Consider the following 16547-nt stretch of genomic DNA (forward strand, 5'->3'; position numbering starts at 1 on the left):
GACAGGCCCGTGAAACGCAATGAGGCCGGGCATCGCGCCCGGCCTCATTGCGTTGGAAGGCCGGCCGCGCGAGCGGCCGGCGGGAGTTGCGATCTCAGGGCTTCGGCGCGGTGGCCGGCGCACCGGCGGCCGGTGCCGCGCCGTTGGCGTTCTGCTGCTCGAGCTTCTTGCGCATGTCCTCGCTGCGCTTCTCCAGCTCGGCCTGCAGCTTCTTCTGCTGCTCCTCCAGCACCTTCGGATCGATGGCGGGGCCGTCGAAGGCCTTGCCGAAGCCGGTGATCGGCACCGCGAAGGTGACCTCGCGCTGGGTCTGGTTCTGGACGCTGACGTTGAGGGTGGTGCCCTTCTTCATCGCGGTGACGAGCTCGGGGCCGACATTGCCGGCCTCGGCGAAGCAGCCGTTGGGGAAGCACACGGCGAACTTGCCGGCGGTGCCCTGCTGGCCGTCGATGGTGAAGCGGATGCCCGGCTGCAGCAGCAGGCCGAGGGGCAGCAGGTAGCGGATCACCCGCACTTCCTGCTTCTGAACGGCATTCTTCATCTCGTAGACGGCGACCGCGAGCACGGGCTGGCCCTGATCGGAGACGAAGTCACGGGTGGTGTAGCAGACGTCGGTGCCGCTGGCCTGGTCCTTGCCGCAAACCTTGGTCCATTCCGTCTGGGCCGGATCGGATTTCACGTTGACGATCTGCGGGCCCGTCTGGGCCGCGCCGGTGGGAGCGGCGGCCGGGGGGGCCGTCGGCGCGGGGGCGGTCGGGGCCGGCACGGCCTTGCCCTTGCCTCCCTGCGCGAGAGCCGGTCCGGCAACCCCCGTCACTCCGGTAAGGCCCGCCAGGGCGAGGAACGCGGCGACGCGCAGCGGGCGCGCGGGACGGTTGGCGAAGAACATCAGCTCTGACCCCTTAAGATGACGGCGTAACGGATTCGGCTCGCGGGATGCGCCTCGAAGCTGGGGCGCGGATTCGCATCGAACGGTTCGGACTTCAAGGGCGCTTCGGGCGTTCGGACGTCCGTTCGGCCCTGGCCCGGCGCATTCATCGCACCAGGCCCGCCGGACAGGCACCTTTCGACCGAGATCGCTTCGAAGCCGACATCCCCCTGGGCCGAGACCACGACTGGACCGGGATCGCAGCGGTGCAGCGGATGAGACCCTCCGCCACCGCGCGGCAACCCGCGGACCGCACCATCGATGGCGCAGTCCCGTCCCGACGACAGGGCGGCCTGCTTTCCCCCCGAATGCGGCGAAGACATGACACCACGGCCGTAGCCGGCGGGCCGCGGCGGCGCCGGGGTTAAGGCGGGCTTAACCCTAAACCTTCATGAACGGTGGGTCGCGGGAGTCAGCGTACGTGCCGGCGCAGCAAGCAGCCCAGTTCCAAGCCTCCCATCTCCTGGACTCGGTCCGGGCGGGAATTCCCCTATCCCAGGCCAGCCGCCGCGTGGCCGGCGGGCCCCTGCCCGGACCCGGCCGTCCGGCCCTGGTCGGGTCCGGGGCCGCGCCGGGGAGTCCTGCGGGCGAGGGGCCCGATAGCGTGCGGGTTCCGCCCCGGGCGCAGCGCCTCTGCACCCTTCTGGCGGGGACGGCCCATGCCCATCCCCAGCGCGTCGCCTTCGTCGATCCGCCGCACAAGCCCCTCTGGAGCGGGCGGCCCGCCATCACTTGGACCTACGCGGCGGCGGCCGAGATCGTCGCCCGCCTCGCCAACGGCCTGCGCAGTTGGCGCCTGGCCCCCGGCAGCCGCATCGGCATCGCCCTCCCGGGCAGCTCCGAGAGCTTTCTCGCCTACCTGGCCGTGGAGGCTGCCGGCCACATCCCGTGCCTCCTGCCGCTGAGCCTCGACGAGGAGGGGCTCCTCGCCGCCGTGCAGCAGGCCGCCCTCCCGGCGGTCATCACCCAGACCCGGTTCGGCCCCCTCGCCCTGGCCGAGCGCCTGTGCCGGGTCGCGGTCCGGTATTTCGGGCTGCGCTACCTCGCCGCCTTCGGCCCGGACGTTCCGGACGGCGTGATCAGCCTCGACGCCATGGCCCTCGACCATGCGGGCGGCCCCTTCGTCCCCGGGCCCGGCGGCCTCATCAGCTTCACCGCGGGCGATCCCGCCCATCCGGTCCACCGCAGCGGCGATGCCCTGCTAGCGGCCATCGCCGTCTACCTCGTCACCGCGCGGGTTCAGCCCGGGGACCGCATCCTCAGCCTGGTGCCGCAGAGCGACCTGCGCGGCCTCGTGACCGGCCTCGGGGCGGCCCTCGTGGCGGGTGCCGGCCTCGAGACGCTCCCGGTGTTCGAGGCCCGCAGCTTTGCCGACGCCCTCGGCCGGCCGCTGCCGACCCGCCTCGTCGTACCGGCGGCGCTGGAGCGAAACCTCGCCGCCAGCCGCCTGCCGCGGACGCTGGAGGCCATCGTCCTCGCGCATCGCGCCCCGGGGCGCCTCGGTCCGCGCACCCTGGCCTCCGAGGCTCATCGCCCGGTCATCGACGTGGTCGCCTTCGACGAGACCGCCCTCCTGGCCGGTGCCCGGGAGGCCAACGACGTCGCCCTGGCGCTGACCCATCCCGAGCGCGCGCACCTGTTCTCGACCCTCATGGCCCTGCGGCGGGACCCGGACGGGCACCTCGCCTTCCGGGGCCGGGCCTGCCACGCCGAGCCGCTGCAGCGCGATATCCTGATCCCCGAGACGGTCGACGCCTGGGCGCCCTCGCCCTTCGCCGCCGGCGTCGAGGACGACCGCACCCTCGCCATCCGGCGCGCCTGAACCGCCCGGCTTCCGGGCGGCCAGCCGGGGGAGCGGGAGGCCCGCTGGCGATCGGCCACCGCTCCCGCCGCCACGCCGCGATTGCACTGCCGAAAGCCGGATTGCCGATTCACCGGAACGGGTTGGGTCGCGGGCCGCGCGTGCCAGCCCCACCGAATGATGCGCCGCATCGGTTCGGTTCATCCGCCGCTCAGGGAGTCGGCGGCAGGGTCACGTCCGGAACGTGGCCGGCGAACCAACCGCCCTCACGTGTGTTGTCACACGGGTCTCTTTCCAAGGGACAAAGGATGGGCTAGCACTGATGCTCATGGGTGCGCTGCAACAAGTTCTCGTTGTCGACGATGGTCATCGCGCCATCGATCATTCGCTCGCCGCCGAGCTTGCCGAGCTCGGCTACGCCAGCGTCACCGCCTCGCTTGAGGCGGCGCACGATGTGCTCGCGGTCATCGCGCGCCCTGCCGCCATCCTGCTCCAGGCCTCGTCCCGGCGCGATCCGGCCTATGCCCAGCTCTCCGAGCGCCTGCGCGAGCAGATGCGCCAGGCCGGCATCCCGGTGATCGTCGTCGACGAGACGATGGGCCGCCGGTCTGGCGCCTGCATCGACCTGCAGAGCCAGATCGGCCCCTACGTGCTGAACCACCCGGACCTCTGAGGGGGCGGTCGAAGAGACCATCCCAACCTGTTGTCTTCCTTGCGAAAAGGGCGTGCCGGCGGCGCGCCCTTTTCGCGTTCCGGCCCTCACGCCGCCTGCTTCCCCCCGGCTACGCCGCCTTCTTGCGCCGGGCGATCGTGGACAGGCTGCGCAGGATCGTCGTCGTCACCTTCAGGCGCTCCGGGATCGTGTCGAGCTCGCGGACGAAGACGATGCTCATGTCCGGCCGCACCTTGGCGAAGGAGGCCTGCTCGGCGACGTAGGCCACGAGCCCCTGCGGGTTGGCGAAGGCCTTGTCGCGGAAGTGGACGACGACGCCCTTCGGGCCGGCCTCGACCTTCTCCACGTTGGTGTCGCGGCACAGGATCTTGATGGTGACGATCTTGAGGAGCTGCTCCACCTCCGGCGGCAGCGAGCCGAAGCGGTCGATGAGCTCGGCGCCGAAGCTCTCCATCTCGGCGTCGTTCTCCAGGGTCGAGAGCCGGCGGTAGAGGCCGAGGCGGACGGTGAGGTCCTCGACGTAGTCCTCCGGGATCGTCACCGGCGCGCCGAGCGCGATGGTGGGCGACCAGGCCTCCTCCACCGGCTCGTCGATGCCGGCCTTCAGGGCCGTGACCGCGTCCTCCAGCATCTGCTGGTAGAGCTCGTAGCCGACCTCCTTGATGTGGCCGGACTGGGCGTCGCCGAGCAGGTTGCCGGCGCCGCGGATGTCGAGGTCGTGGGAGGCGAGCTGGAAGCCGGCGCCGAGCGTATCGAGGGTCTGGAGCACCTGCAGGCGCTTCTCCGCCTGGACCGTGAGGGTGCGGTTGGCCGGCGTCGTGAACAGAGCGTAGGCCCGGGCCTTGGCGCGCCCGACGCGGCCGCGCAGCTGGTAGAGCTGGGCGAGGCCGAACATGTCGGCCCGGTGCACGATGAGCGTGTTGGCGGTGGGGATGTCGAGGCCGGATTCGACGATGGTGGTGGAGAGCAGCACGTCGAACTTGCCCTCGTAGAAGGCCGTCATCACGTCCTCGAGCTGGCCCGCCGCCATCTGGCCGTGGGCCACCGCCACCTTGGTCTCGGGCATCTCCTGGTCGAGGAAGCGCTTGACCTCGGCGAGGTCCTCGATGCGCGGCACCACGTAGAACGACTGGCCGCCGCGGTAGCGCTCGCGCAGCAGGGCCTCGCGGATCAGCAGCGGGTCGAACGGCGTCACGAAGGTGCGCACGGCCAGGCGGTCCACCGGCGGCGTCGCGATGATCGAGAGCTCGCGCACCCCCGTCATGGCGAGCTGCAGGGTGCGGGGGATCGGCGTCGCCGACAGGGTGAGCACGTGCACGTCGGCCTGGAGGGCCTTGAGGCGCTCCTTGTGGGCCACGCCGAAATGCTGCTCCTCGTCGACGATGATGAGGCCGAGATCCTTGAAGGCGACGTTCTTGGCCAGCAGGGCGTGGGTGCCGACCACGATGTCGACGGTGCCGGCGACGAGGCCGTCGCGCACCCGCTTCATCTCCGTGGTGGAGACGAAGCGCGACATCTGGGCGACCTCGACGGGCAAGCCCTTGAAGCGCTCGGCGAAGGTCCGGTAGTGCTGGCGCGCCAGGAGCGTGGTGGGCACCACCACCGCCACCTGCTTGCCGCCGAGCGCCCCCGCGAAGGCGGCGCGGAGCGCCACCTCGGTCTTGCCGAAGCCGACATCGCCGCAGACGAGGCGGTCCATCGGCCGGCCGGCATTGAGGTCGGTGAGCACCGCGTCGATGGCGTTGGCCTGGTCCTCGGTCTCGTTGAAGGCGAAGCGGGCGGCGAACTCGTCGTAGAGCCCCTCCGGCGCGTGCAGGCGCGGGGCCTGCCGCACGAAGCGCTCGGCCGCGATCCGGATGAGCTGGCCGGCCATCTCCAGGATGCGCTTCTTCATCTTGGCCTTGCGGGCCTGCCAGGCGCCGCCGCCGAGGCGGTCGAGGGCCACCTCGGCATCCTCCGAGCCGTAGCGCGTCAGGAGCTCGATGTTCTCCACCGGCAGCAGCAGCAGGCCGCCGGCATACTGGATCTCCAGGCAATCGTGCGGCGCCCCCGCGGCCGTCACGGTCTTGAGGCCGACGAAGCGGCCGATGCCGTGGTCGGCATGGACCACGAGGTCGCCGGGCTGGAGGGCCTGCACCTCCAGGATGATGTCCTGCGGGCGCTTGGCCTTGCGCTTCTGGCGCACCAGCCGGTCGCCGAGGATGTCGCCCTCCGAGATCACCGCGAGGCGGTCGACGACGAAGCCGGATTCCAGGCCCCAGACCGCGACGGCGATGTCGGTGCCGCGCTTCAGGGCGTTCACCGCCACGAGGGTGTTGATCGCCACGGGCTTCTTCAGGCCGTGATCGGCCAGCACCGAGCAGAGCCGGTCGCGCGAGCCGTCGGACCAGGAGCCCAGGATCACGTGATGACCGGATCCCTGCAGGTCCTTCACGTGGGCGACCGCCGCGTCGAACACGCTGGCGGCCTCGTCGGCGCGCTCGGCGGCGAAGCTGCGGCCCTGGCGGCCCTCGCAGTCGATGGTCGCCCGGTCCGGGCTCTCCGGCATCGAGAACGGCGAGAGCCGGGCGACGGAGGCCGCCGCGACCCGGTCGCGCCACTCGTTGGGGGTGAGGTAGAGGGCGGAGGGCTTCAGGGGCTTGTAGGGCGCGACTCCGGGGGACGGCGCCTTCATCGCCTCGGCGCGGGCGTCGTAATAGTCGCGGATCAGGGTCAGGCGCTCGCCCGCCGCCTCGTCCACCTGGGCGTCGAACACCATCGGCACGCCGGCCACGTAGTCGAACAGCGTGTCGAGGTGGTCGTAGAACAGCGGCATCCAGTGCTCGAGGCCGGCATAGCGCCGGCCCTCGCTGATCGTCTCGTAGAGCCGGTCGTCGCGGGTGGCGGCCCCGAAATTCGAGACGTAGCCCTGGCGGAAGCGCCGGATGGTCTCGGTGGTGAGCTGGACCTCGCTCATCGGCACGAGGTCGAGGGAGCGCAGCTGCCCGATGGTGCGCTGGGTCTCGGGGTCGAAGGCGCGGATCGATTCCAGGGTGTCGCCGAAGAAGTCGAGACGGATCGGGTTGGGCAGCCCCGGCGGCGACAGGTCGAGGATGCCGCCGCGGACCGCGTACTCGCCCGTGTCCCGCACCGTCCCCGTGCGCAGGAACCCGTTGGCCTCGACCCAGGCCGTCACGGTGTCCATCGGCACCACGTTGCCGATCGCCGCCGAGAAGGTCTCGGTCGCGATCTTCTCTCGGGGCGGCACCCGCTGGATCAGCGCGTTGACCGTGGTGCAGAGGATGCGGGGCTGTTCCTCGGAGGAGCGCGAGCGGGCGAGCCGCGACAGGGCCGTCATGCGCTGGGCCGCGATGGCGCCGTTGGGCGAGACCCGGTCGTAGGGCTGGCAGTCCCAGGCCGGCACGCTCAGCGTCTCGATCTCGGGGGCGACGAACTTCAGGGCGCCGACGAAGGCGGCCGAGCGCCCGGAATCGCGGGCGACATGCACCAGCACCGCCGGCCCCTCGACGTCGCGGCTGAGCGCCCGGGCGAGGTCCGCCACGACCACCGCGTCGAACCCCTCCGGCACGTTGGCGAGCGTCGGGCTGTCGCCGCGCTTCAGCGCCTCCAGGGCCCGGGCGAGGGCACCGGATTTCGGCAGGGCGAAGCGCGCCGTCTGGGGCGCGGGGGCTTTGGCTTGGGGCTTGGCGGGTTGGGGTTTGGCCATCGGGTCGGGGTTTTGCACTCGTGCTGCGCCGGTCGGACCCTGACGGTTCGTCCGGCTTCGTTCGTCTGAAGGACCGCGCCGGCCACCGCGCCGGACGGGTCAGGGGTGCCGGGGCGCGAGGGACGCGCGGGCCCGGACCGTATGTAACCGCGGGCCCGGTCCTTACCAGACCCGGGCGCCCCCGTACCGGCGTTAACGCACCCCACCGCGTTGATCCAGCGCAGCGGCCGAGCGCGCAGGCTCCCCTGACCCCGTCTCCCCCGCCCCCAATCTCTCCCGCCCCAGTCTCTCCCGCCCCAGGCTCCCCCGTCCCTCTGCGGGAGCGGGTGCCCCCGTCGTCCCGGTCTGTCTTCCCACGCGGCTTCACCCCCGCGCGCGGTTCCGCGCCGGGGGCATGGCCCAAGTCGGGCGCGTCGCCGCAGGGTCGACGCACCCGGGTTCGAGGCGCGGAACGGGGACGCGGGACGCCGCGGAACCCTGTGTTGCGCTTGATGATGTGCCGGTTCCCCGGCGTCCCTGAGCGCCGGCGTCGCCGCCGCGGCCGTTGGCGTCGCGGTGTCTCCGACGGGTCTCGCGCTGGCGCTAAGTTCGGCGGGTTCTGGGGAGACCCCGCACGCTTCGGAGCGAGCCTTCGTCGCACGCCGCCTCGTCATGGGCGGCGCCGCAGCTTCTTCCCGCTGTCCCAGCGACGGGTCGGACGGCGGGGGCATTTCCTCCCCCGGCGCGCCGCCCTGTGCCGAGCCGGCGGTCATAGCGAGCCGTCGCCCGAGGCGGCAGCGACCGAAGCCACCGACGCGGGCACCGCCCCGCCGCCCCCAAGCCCACCCGGTCGGTCTCCGGTCGGGCTCCCGATTCGTACGGGCGGCAGGTCGGGAGAGAGGAACACGATTTAGGAATATTGTCAAGGTTTTTGCCGGCCCGGCCGGCCGGCCAGCCCCGGTGCCGACCGCGAGGGCCGCCACCCGATCGGGGCGGCCCCTCGCCTGCCGAGCAACGCCGGGGCTTCCCTTCAGCAACCGAACGGTCAGTCTCGGTCTCCGCAGGGCATGGGTCGTCAAAGTTTGGTGTTCATCGGTCGCTCGCCTTTAAGGTGTTTCGGGTTTGCTTAATGGAAAGCGAATAGAAAGAGCGCAGATGCGGGATGCGCATCGCGGGAACACCTCCGTGCCGTTCTTCGACACTGATCTGCGCGCGCTGATGGCGGCCATCGACCGGTCCCGGGCGCGCATCGAGTTCACCCCCGACGGCACGGTGCTCACCGCCAACGGGCTCTTCCTCGACCTGATGGGCTACAGCCTCTCCGAGGTGACGGGACAGCCCCACGGGCGCTTCGTCTCCCCCGCGGAGCAGGCCAGCGAGGCCTACCGCGCGTTCTGGGACGCCCTGCGCCGCGGCGAGCCGCAGACGCGCGCGTTCAAGCGCTTCGCGAAGGATGGCCGGGCGGTCTGGATCCAGGCCACCTACAACCCGGTCCGCGATCGGGCCGGGCGCGTGACCCGGGTGGTCAAGCTCGCCACCGACGTCACCGCGGAGGTGCTGCGGGCCATCGACCATGACGGGCAACTCGAGGCCCTGCAGCGCTCCCAGGCCGTCATCGAATTCGGCCTCGACGGCACGATCCTCGCGGCCAACGCCAATTTCCTGGCCGCAGTGGGCTACAGCCTCGACGAGGTCCAGGGCCGCCATCACGGCCTGTTCGTCGACCCGGAGGAGCGCGCCGGGGCCGCGTACCGCGCGTTCTGGGTGGAACTCGCCCGCGGCGAGTTCCGCTCGGGCGAGTTCAAGCGCATCGCCAAGGGCGGCCGCGAGATCTGGATCCAGGCCACCTACAACCCGATCCGGGACCGGGACGGGGTGCCGATCAAGGTGGTCAAGTTCGCCACCGACATCACCGCGCAGAAGCTGCAGGTCGCGGACGCGATGGCGCAGCTGGCGGCGGTCAACCGCTCGCAGGCGGTGATCGAGTTCGCCCCCGACGCGACCGTCCTCGACGCCAATGCCAATTTCCTGACGGCGCTCGGCTACGGGATCGAGGAGATCCGGGGCCGGCCGCACGCCCAGTTCGTCGAGCCCGGCTACGCCCAGACGGCGGAGTATGCCGCCTTCTGGGACCGCCTGCGCGCCGGCCGCTTCGCGTCGGGCATGTTCCAGCGCTTCGGCAAGGGCGGCCGGTCCGTGTGGATCCAGGCCAGCTACAACCCGATCTTCGATCCCGCCGGCCGCCTGACCAAGATCGTCAAGTACGCCACCGACGTCACCGCCAACATGGCGGCGCGCTCCGTCGCGGTCGAGGCCGCCGAGCGCACCCTCGACAACGTCCAGGCGGTCACGGACGCGGCCGACGTCATGAACGCCTCCGCGCTGGACATCTCCCGCAGCATGGCCCAGTCCAAGACCGTGGTGGACGACATCCACGGCCGGGCCGGGGAGGCGGATGCCGCCACAGAGCGGCTGCGGGGCGCGGCCCAGGCGATGAGCGGCGTCGCCACGATGATCACGGACATCGCCCAGCAGATCAATCTCCTGGCCCTTAACGCGACGATCGAGGCGGCCCGGGCCGGCGAGGCCGGGCGCGGCTTCGCGGTGGTCGCCACCGAGGTGAAGAACCTGGCCGGCCAGGCCGCCGCCGCCACGAACCGGATCAGCAGCGAGATCGCCGGCATGCAGGCGGTCTCCGGCGAGGTCGCCACCACCCTGGCGACGATCACGGCGGCGATCGGCACGATCAGCCGGCATGTCGACGGCGTCACCGCCGCGATGGACGAGCAGGCCCAGGCCACGGGCGCGATCCTGGCCAGCATGCAGCAGGCGGCCGACGGGGTGTCGAGCATCAGCACGGGCCTGGACGACTGGACCATCGGCATGGAGGAGCGGCGCACCGACCGGCGGACGCGCGTCCTCCTGCGCGCCGCGATCCACCTGCCCGGCGGCGCGCGCATCGCCTGCTCCATCCGCGACCTGTCCGAAGGCGGCGCGCGCCTGCAACTGGGCCAGCCCGCAACGGTGCCGGACCGCTTCGCGGTCGTCGTCGACGGGGATGGACGCCGGTTCGACTGCGCCGTGCGGAACCGGTCCGGCACCAGCCTGAACGTGCAGTTCCTGTCCTCGGCCGACCGCCGGCCGGCGGTGCACGCCCACGGTCGGTGACCGAACCTGTTCCGGGACAAGATCGGCCCGGGACAAGCGCTGCCCGGGACAAGATCTGCCGGGACCGATGCCCATCCGAGCGGATCGCGCGGCGGGTCCGCTCGGCCGCGGCCGCGGGCGGCGGCCGGCCGCTCAGTCCACGTGGACGGCGAGCTTCATCTTCGGATGCACGCCGCACAGGACGAGGAAGTCGCCCCGCTGCGGGAACACCATCGTGGTGCGGCTGCCGGGGGCCTGGTCGCCGAAGTCGCGGCGGATGCCGTCCGCCTCGATATAGGCGTGGTGGACGGCCGTCGCCTCCTCGTTGGACAGCACGATGGACCCGCCGGCCTGCAGGGTGACGGCCTGGAAGCCGAATTGTCGGGCTTTCTGGATCACGATGCCGGCGACGTTCGCGGCATGGGCGTAGGCGTGGAGGCACCCGAAACAACAGGTCAAACCCGCCGCATACGCGAAAACGCGCCGCTTCATCAAGGATCCCATAATATAGACCTGCGCTATATTTTTCTTGTCTGTTCTCAAGCGCAGAGTAAGTCGCGAAAGTTTCAAAAGCATTGCGCCCTTGATTCTGACGAAGTTTTGAACCGATTTGGTTGATTCGCGGTAGAACAACTCGATCGTTTTTTGGGTATCGCTGCCGACGTCTGAGGATCTACGGTCTGCTCCCGCGGATCGGGGGCAGAAAGAGTCCTCCCGGCCAGTGTTCGTCTTATCTTTTGATATCGTGTCTTCTGATGTTCTGCGGTGACGGTCCGGGTCGACCCCACCCTTTCGAGGCTCTTCGCACGACCCCGGCGTCGCGGCGGCCGCCTGCGGCGCCCACGAACCAGAGACTGACCAACCGGAGACGCGGCAATCCCGGGGGCGGGACGGGGCGCGAGCCGCCCCGTGGCCTAGTGGATCGGCGCGTCGTGCTTGTGGAAGGCCTTGAGGCGGCGATAGACCGGGGTGTCGTAGTTCGTGGGCGCCGCGTCCTCGCCGGTCAGCCAGCGGAACAGGTCGCGGTCGGGCACCTCGATCAGGGCCTCGAAGGTGGTGAGCTCTTCCTCCGTGAAGGTGCCGATCTCGGCATCGGCGAAGCGGCCCATGATCAGGTCCATCTCGCGGATGCCGCGGTGCCAGGCGCGGAAGAGGGTGCGGCGGCGGCGCGGATCGAGGTCGGCGCTGGTGCGGGTGGTGCCGGACATGCGGTCAGCCTGTGATGCTGTGATCCCGGGATGCCGTGATCCCTGGATCGGAGGATCCTGTGAAATCAGGGCGGCCCCGGCCCGGCCCCCGTGCGTCATCCGCCGCGGGACCAAGCCTTCCGAGGCGTATATAGAGACAGCGGGCCGCGCCGCCATCCCGCCCGTGCGCGGGGCGGGCGCCCGCGCCCGCGCCGTCCGATTCCACCCGGGCCTGCCCCCTCCTCCGGGCGCCCTTCCTCGAGCTTTGCTTCCTCGCGATTTCCTTCCGCCCGCTTTCCGCCTCCGAGCCGCATGACCGACGCCGCGTCCCGCCAGCCCCTGCTCCGCCCGAGCGTCCTCGATGCCCTCTTCGCGCCCGCGCGCGGCCTGCCCGGCATCGGGCCCAAGATGGCGCCGATGATCGAGCGGCTGCTGGGCACGCCCGAGCAGCCGGCCCGGATCGTCGACCTCCTGTTCCACCTGCCGCAGGGCGGCGTCGCCCGGCGCCTGATGGGCTCCATCGCCGAGGCGCCCCCCGGCGAGCCCGTCACCGTGGGCGTCACCGTGACGGGCTACCGGGCGCCCCAGCCCGGGGCGGGCCGGCGGCCCTTCCGGGTGCTGGTGGAGGATGCCACCGGGGACGTCACCCTGGTGTTCTTCGGCATGCCCCAGGCCCGGGTCGAGAAGATGCTGCCGCTGGGGAGCCACCGCTACGTCACCGGGCGCATCGACCTCTGGGACGGGCAGCGCCAGATGGTCCATCCCGCCCGCATCGTCGACGAGGCGGGGCTCGCCGCCCAGCCCACCGTCGAGCCGATCTACGGCGCCACCGAGGGCCTGACCTCCCGGGCGATCTCGAAGCTGGCCCATGCCGCCCTGGAGCGCCTGCCGGTGCTGCCCGAGTGGCTGGACCCGGCCTGGGCGGCCCGCGAGGGGCTGCCGGCCTTCGCCGACGCCCTGCGGGCCGAGCACCGGCCGGAGGCGGCCCCGCCCCCCGTGCCCGAGGGCGGCGGCGCCCCCCCGCGCTCCCCGGCCCGGCGGCGCCTGGCCTACGACGAGCTCCTGGCCTCGCAGCTGGCCCTCGCCCTGATGCGGGCCCGCAACCGCCGGGCCCCCGGCCGGGCCAATGCGGGGGACGGGCGCGTCAGCGGCCGGATCGAGGCCGCCCTGCCCTTCGGGCTGACGGGGGCGCAGCGGCGGGCCGTCGCCGAGATCCGCGGCGACCTCGCCTCCGACCGGCGCATGCTGCGCCTGCTCCAGGGCGATGTCGGCGCCGGCAAGACCGCGGTGGCCCTGCTCGCCATGGCCTCGGCCGTGGAGGTCGGGCGCCAGGCGGCCCTGATGGCCCCCACCGAGATCCTGGCGCGCCAGCACTTCGAACGCCTGGCCCCCCTGGCCGCGCCCCTGCGCCTGCGCCTCCTCACCGGGCGCGACAAGGCCTCGGAGCGCCGCGCCACCCTGGCGGCCCTGGCGGCGGGCGCGGTCGACATCGTGGTCGGCACCCACGCGCTGTTCCAGGACAGCGTGGTCTTCGCCGATCTCGGCGTGGCGGTGGTGGACGAGCAGCACCGCTTCGGCGTGCACCAGCGCCTGGCGCTGGGAGCCAAGGGCGCGGCCGTCGACATCCTGGTGATGACGGCGACGCCCATTCCCCGGACCCTGGCGCTGACCTGCTTCGGAGACATGGACGTCTCGGTGCTCGACGAGAAGCCGGCCGGGCGCCAGCCGATCGCCACCCGCCTCGTCTCCACCGACCGCCTCGACGAGGTGGTGGCGGGCTTGGGGCGGGCGCTGGCCGCCGGCGACCGGGTCTACTGGATCTGCCCCCTGGTGGCGGAATCCGAGTTCGTCGACCTCGCCGCGGCCGAGGAGCGCTTCGCGGACCTGCGCCACAGCTTCGGCGATGCGGTCGGGCTGATCCACGGCAAGATGCCGGGGCCCGACAAGGACGCCGCCATGGAGCGCTTCCAGCGGGGCGAGACCAAGATCCTCGTCTCCACCACGGTGGTGGAGGTCGGCGTCGACGTGCCGGAGGCCACCATCATGGTCATCGAGCATGCCGAGCGCTTCGGCCTCGCCCAGCTCCACCAGCTCCGCGGCCGGGTCGGGCGGGGCACGCGCGCCTCCACCTGCCTCCTGCTCTATCGCGGCCCCCTCGGCCAGGTCTCGCGGGCGCGCCTCGAGATGATGCGCGAGACCGAGGACGGCTTCCGCATCGCCGAGGAGGACCTGCGCCTGCGCGGCGAGGGCGAGGTGCTGGGCACCCGGCAATCCGGGATGGCCGCCTTCCGCCTCGCCAGCCTGGAGAACGACGCCGAACTGCTCCAGGTGGCCCGCGACGACGCGCAGCTCGTGGTCCAGCGCGACCCCGGCCTGAAGAGCGCGCGCGGCCAGGCGCTCCGGGTGCTGCTCTACCTGTTCGAGCGCGACGCGGCGATCCGCCTGCTCGGGGCGGGCTGACCCCGTCCGGGTCGGGCGTCGATCTCAGGCGTCGATCTTGGGATCTCAGGCATCGACCTCAGGCGTCGATCTTGGGCGCGTCCCCGTGGGTCGCCCGCAGGGAGGCCGCCATGGCCTGGAAGCGCGCCTGCGGATCCTTGGTGTGGGAATCGCGCGCATGCGGGTCGTCGGGCTGGATCACGCCGGCCGACATCACCAGCTTGGCCGCGTCGTCGACGCTCATGGCGATCTCCACGATGTCGGTGCGCGGCAGGTAGAAGAAGAACCCGGTGGTGGGGTTGGGCGCGCAGGGCAGGAACACGCCGACATGGTCGCCCCCCGGGCCCAGGGCGGCCTGCACGTCCGGGGCGGCCGGCGCGGACAGGAACACCACGGACCAGGTGCCCTTCACGGGGAATTCCACGAGGCCGACCGTGCGGAACGAGGTGCCGTTGGCGGAGAACAGGGTCTCGAAGATCTGGCGCAGGCCCTTGTAGAGCCCGGAGATCACCGGCGTGCGGGCCAGAAGCACCTCGCCGAACTCGACGACGCTGCGCCCCACCAGGTTGGCGGTGAGGAAGCCCAGCAGGGTCACCGCCACGAAGGCGATCAGGAGGCCCAGCCCCGGGATCGAGAACGGCAGGTAATGGTCGGGCAGGTAGCTCGCCGGCACCAGGGGCTTCACCCAGCCGTCGATGAGACTGATGAACCACCAGGTCAGGTAGATCGTGATGGCGAGTGGCCCCGACACGATGATGCCGGTGAGGAAGTAGGTCCGCAGGCGGCCCCGCGCGCTCACCCGCGGGCGGGCACCGGCCTCGGGCTCGGGTGGGGGGAGCGGTGGGGAAAGGGTGGGCGCCACGGATGCACTTTCGGCCGAGGGGACGGCGTTTCGGAACGTCCCTGCCCCGCGCGGCGCGGAGCCGGGGTTCCGGCAAGCTTGGCCCCCGTCCCAAGAGGTAGCCCCTGCGCTCCCGCGGCTCAAGACCGCGTCCGCGCCCCGTGCGACGGGTCGCGTTGCGGCCCGGCCCCCCGGGGGCCTATGGAGGAGCGCATGACCGAGAAGCTGACGATTCGCGCCCTGTGCGACCTGGGCCTCATTCCCGCGACCGAGGTGACGGCGGCCGTGGACGCCTACATGGCCAACCCGATGGCGCCGCCCTTCGTGTTCGGGGCGGGCTACCGGCTGAACCTCGGCAAGGCCATCCGCCGCCATCCCGGCGCCAACGACTTCGTCCTGCGCAGCGGCGCCGGCCCACAGCTGAAGCGCCCCTTCGTCGAGGCGGCGATCTGGGAGGCCCGGCCCGACCGGGGCTGAGCCGCGCCGCGCGAAATCCCGGAATCTGCGCCCCCCGGCGGCGGCGCCCGCCCGAGATGGCGGCGTCATGCGGCCAAGATGGCGGCCCCAGCCGCCCGAGAGGATGGCGGCCTCAGCCGCCCAAGATGGTGGCGAGCACCTGCCGGGCGCGCTCCAGGTCGGCGCGGGCCTCGGCCTCGGCGGCCTCCGCCTGCGCCAGCCGGTGGATGGCGTGCATCAGGGGCGAGCCCCGGGTCAGGGCGGAGAGCGCCGCGACCGCCGCCGGATCGACCGAGACGAGGTGGCCGACCTCCCCGAGCAGCAGGGCGATGCGGTGCTCGCAATGCGCCTGCGCCACGCCCTCGGGGCAGGTGCAGGTAAAACGCACGCCGCGCGAGGTCTTCGTCGCCTCCATCCGGTAAGTGCCCTCGCCCTCGGGGCTCGACACGGAGAAGATCAGCGAGGTCATCGGCGCTCCTGTTCGCGCTGCGGCTCCGGAGGACAGCAGAGGTCCGGCGCCTCTTCTACGGCGAGTTCGGCGTCAACGCATCCACGTGGGCGCCCACTTGTCATGACACGGCCCAGGGACCACATCACATCTTCTGGAACATATCAGGAACGTGGCCGTGGGTCACGGCCTGCGCCCAGCCTCCTGGGCAGCCTCGACGAGAAGGCCTGATGCGAACGGCGGACAAGCAGATCGCGGACATCCTGGTCCGCTACGGTGAACCCTTCGGCGGCAATGTCTGGCGGGTGCAGGGCACGGCGGTGATCTACCACCGGACCCTGGAGCGGATCGCCGCCCAGGCCGGCATCGCCTTCGACCCGCCGACCCTGGTGCGGGCCGAGCGCGACGAGGCCGTGATCCTGGTCACTGGTCGGATGGCAGGCGCCAAGGCCGGGACCGAGCGGGTCGAGTGGTCGATCGGCGAGGCCCTGGTCAACGTGAACTACCGGGTCTCGGGCAAGCAGGCCGGCTACGTCTACGCCATGGCCGAGAAGCGGGCCAAGGACCGGGTGATCCTCAAGCTCCTGGAGCTGCACGGCCTCGTCTATTCCGAGGAGGAGGCGGACGAGTTCCGGGCCGGGTCCCCGGCCGCGATCCAGGCCGTCGACGACGCCTTCGCGGACTCCGACCCGTTCGACGCGGTGACCGAGGCCGAGGCCGACCTGAAGCGCCGCATCGACGACCAGGACAGCATCGACGCCGTCACCGACCTGATGCTCGACGCCGAGACCCAGCAGGTGCTCGCCCGGATGCCGCCGGGCACCCGGGACGAGGTCCGCGACTACGCCCGCGCCCGCCTCGTCGCCCTGGGCTGGCCGCCCAAAAAGCCGGGCCGGCGCGCGGCCTGACCCCCGAAACCGGGCTGCCGCGGCGGCCCGCTCC

General features: G+C 71.9%; 12 protein-coding genes. 6 read left to right on the forward strand and 6 right to left on the reverse strand.

The annotated features are described in order from the left end of the window. Positions 1–94 precede the first annotated feature (94 nt). Positions 95–889, reverse strand: a complete 795-nt coding sequence (locus tag CRT23_RS09400) for an invasion associated locus B family protein (RefSeq protein ID WP_103709462.1) — start codon at positions 887–889, stop codon at positions 95–97. Between the two features lie 460 nt (positions 890–1349). Between CRT23_RS09400 and CRT23_RS09405 the strand changes: the two genes are divergently transcribed. Both CRT23_RS09405 and CRT23_RS09410 read left to right on the forward strand, forming a co-directional pair. After that, complete coding sequence (locus CRT23_RS09405; RefSeq protein ID WP_348271569.1) at positions 1350–2750, forward strand: class I adenylate-forming enzyme family protein; 1401 nt, start codon at positions 1350–1352, stop codon at positions 2748–2750. Between the two features lie 307 nt (positions 2751–3057). Beyond that, positions 3058–3402, forward strand: coding sequence for a hypothetical protein (locus tag CRT23_RS09410; protein ID WP_055949215.1), 345 nt, complete (start codon positions 3058–3060; stop codon positions 3400–3402). Positions 3403–3511: 109 nt separating this feature from the next. On the opposite strand, the gene mfd is transcribed toward CRT23_RS09410, so the two are convergent. Continuing rightward, on the reverse strand, positions 3512–7108 hold the full coding sequence (gene mfd / locus CRT23_RS09415) for a transcription-repair coupling factor (protein WP_103709463.1): 3597 nt from the start codon (positions 7106–7108) through the stop codon (positions 3512–3514). 1134 nt (positions 7109–8242) lie between these two features. Between mfd and CRT23_RS09420 the strand changes: the two genes are divergently transcribed. After that, positions 8243–10255 carry a PAS domain-containing methyl-accepting chemotaxis protein gene (locus CRT23_RS09420; RefSeq protein WP_245436083.1) on the forward strand — a complete coding sequence of 671 codons (2013 nt, stop codon included), beginning with the start codon at positions 8243–8245 and terminating at the stop codon, positions 10253–10255. A gap of 132 nt (positions 10256–10387) precedes the next feature. Here the strand turns inward: CRT23_RS09420 and CRT23_RS09425 are convergent, their stop codons facing one another. Then, the gene (locus CRT23_RS09425) at positions 10388–10726 is read right to left on the reverse strand and encodes a hypothetical protein (RefSeq protein ID WP_055948998.1); all 339 of its coding nucleotides are present in this window, start codon (positions 10724–10726) and stop codon (positions 10388–10390) included. A 422-nt stretch (positions 10727–11148) separates the two neighbouring features. Further along, on the reverse strand, positions 11149–11442 hold the full coding sequence (locus CRT23_RS09430) for a succinate dehydrogenase assembly factor 2 (protein ID WP_103709464.1): 294 nt from the start codon (positions 11440–11442) through the stop codon (positions 11149–11151). Between the two features lie 291 nt (positions 11443–11733). Here CRT23_RS09430 and recG point away from each other — a divergent pair, with 291 nt between their 5' ends. Continuing rightward, entirely contained in the window at positions 11734–13881 is a 2148-nt protein-coding gene (gene recG, locus CRT23_RS09435; RefSeq protein ID WP_055948992.1) for an ATP-dependent DNA helicase RecG, read from the forward strand. Between the two features lie 58 nt (positions 13882–13939). On the opposite strand, the gene CRT23_RS09440 is transcribed toward recG, so the two are convergent. Further along, the gene (locus CRT23_RS09440) at positions 13940–14722 is read right to left on the reverse strand and encodes a DUF502 domain-containing protein (RefSeq protein ID WP_055948989.1); all 783 of its coding nucleotides are present in this window, start codon (positions 14720–14722) and stop codon (positions 13940–13942) included. 192 nt (positions 14723–14914) lie between these two features. Between CRT23_RS09440 and CRT23_RS09445 the strand changes: the two genes are divergently transcribed. Beyond that, positions 14915–15178: a hypothetical protein gene (locus CRT23_RS09445; protein ID WP_055949210.1), complete on the forward strand. Its 264-nt coding sequence runs from the start codon at positions 14915–14917 to the stop codon at positions 15176–15178. Positions 15179–15290: 112 nt separating this feature from the next. On the opposite strand, the gene CRT23_RS09450 is transcribed toward CRT23_RS09445, so the two are convergent. Continuing rightward, positions 15291–15626 carry a hypothetical protein gene (locus CRT23_RS09450; protein ID WP_103709465.1) on the reverse strand — a complete coding sequence of 112 codons (336 nt, stop codon included), beginning with the start codon at positions 15624–15626 and terminating at the stop codon, positions 15291–15293. 209 nt (positions 15627–15835) lie between these two features. On the opposite strand from CRT23_RS09450, the gene CRT23_RS09455 reads away from it, so the two are divergent. Further along, positions 15836–16513, forward strand: a complete 678-nt coding sequence (locus CRT23_RS09455; RefSeq protein ID WP_055948982.1) for a hypothetical protein — start codon at positions 15836–15838, stop codon at positions 16511–16513. Positions 16514–16547: the final 34 nt, after the last annotated feature.

The sequence above is a fragment of the Methylobacterium sp. V23 genome (assembly GCF_002917135.1).
Taxonomy (GTDB): Bacteria; Pseudomonadota; Alphaproteobacteria; order Rhizobiales; family Beijerinckiaceae; genus Methylobacterium.

What these genes read in the sequence shown, in the direction of transcription:
- mfd (WP_103709463.1), bottom strand. Translation starts at nt 7,108, where the DNA reads ATGGCCAAACCCCAACCCGCCAAGCCCCAAGCCAAAGCCCCCGCGCCC.
- recG (WP_055948992.1), top strand. Translation starts at nt 11,734, where the DNA reads ATGACCGACGCCGCGTCCCGCCAGCCCCTGCTCCGCCCGAGCGTCCTC.
- CRT23_RS09410 (WP_055949215.1), top strand. Translation starts at nt 3,058, where the DNA reads ATGGGTGCGCTGCAACAAGTTCTCGTTGTCGACGATGGTCATCGCGCC.
- CRT23_RS09445 (WP_055949210.1), top strand. Translation starts at nt 14,915, where the DNA reads ATGACCGAGAAGCTGACGATTCGCGCCCTGTGCGACCTGGGCCTCATT.
- CRT23_RS09400 (WP_103709462.1), bottom strand. Translation starts at nt 889, where the DNA reads ATGTTCTTCGCCAACCGTCCCGCGCGCCCGCTGCGCGTCGCCGCGTTC.
- CRT23_RS09430 (WP_103709464.1), bottom strand. Translation starts at nt 11,442, where the DNA reads ATGTCCGGCACCACCCGCACCAGCGCCGACCTCGATCCGCGCCGCCGC.
- CRT23_RS09455 (WP_055948982.1), top strand. Translation starts at nt 15,836, where the DNA reads ATGCGAACGGCGGACAAGCAGATCGCGGACATCCTGGTCCGCTACGGT.
- CRT23_RS09420 (WP_245436083.1), top strand. Translation starts at nt 8,243, where the DNA reads ATGCGGGATGCGCATCGCGGGAACACCTCCGTGCCGTTCTTCGACACT.
- CRT23_RS09425 (WP_055948998.1), bottom strand. Translation starts at nt 10,726, where the DNA reads ATGAAGCGGCGCGTTTTCGCGTATGCGGCGGGTTTGACCTGTTGTTTC.
- CRT23_RS09450 (WP_103709465.1), bottom strand. Translation starts at nt 15,626, where the DNA reads ATGACCTCGCTGATCTTCTCCGTGTCGAGCCCCGAGGGCGAGGGCACT.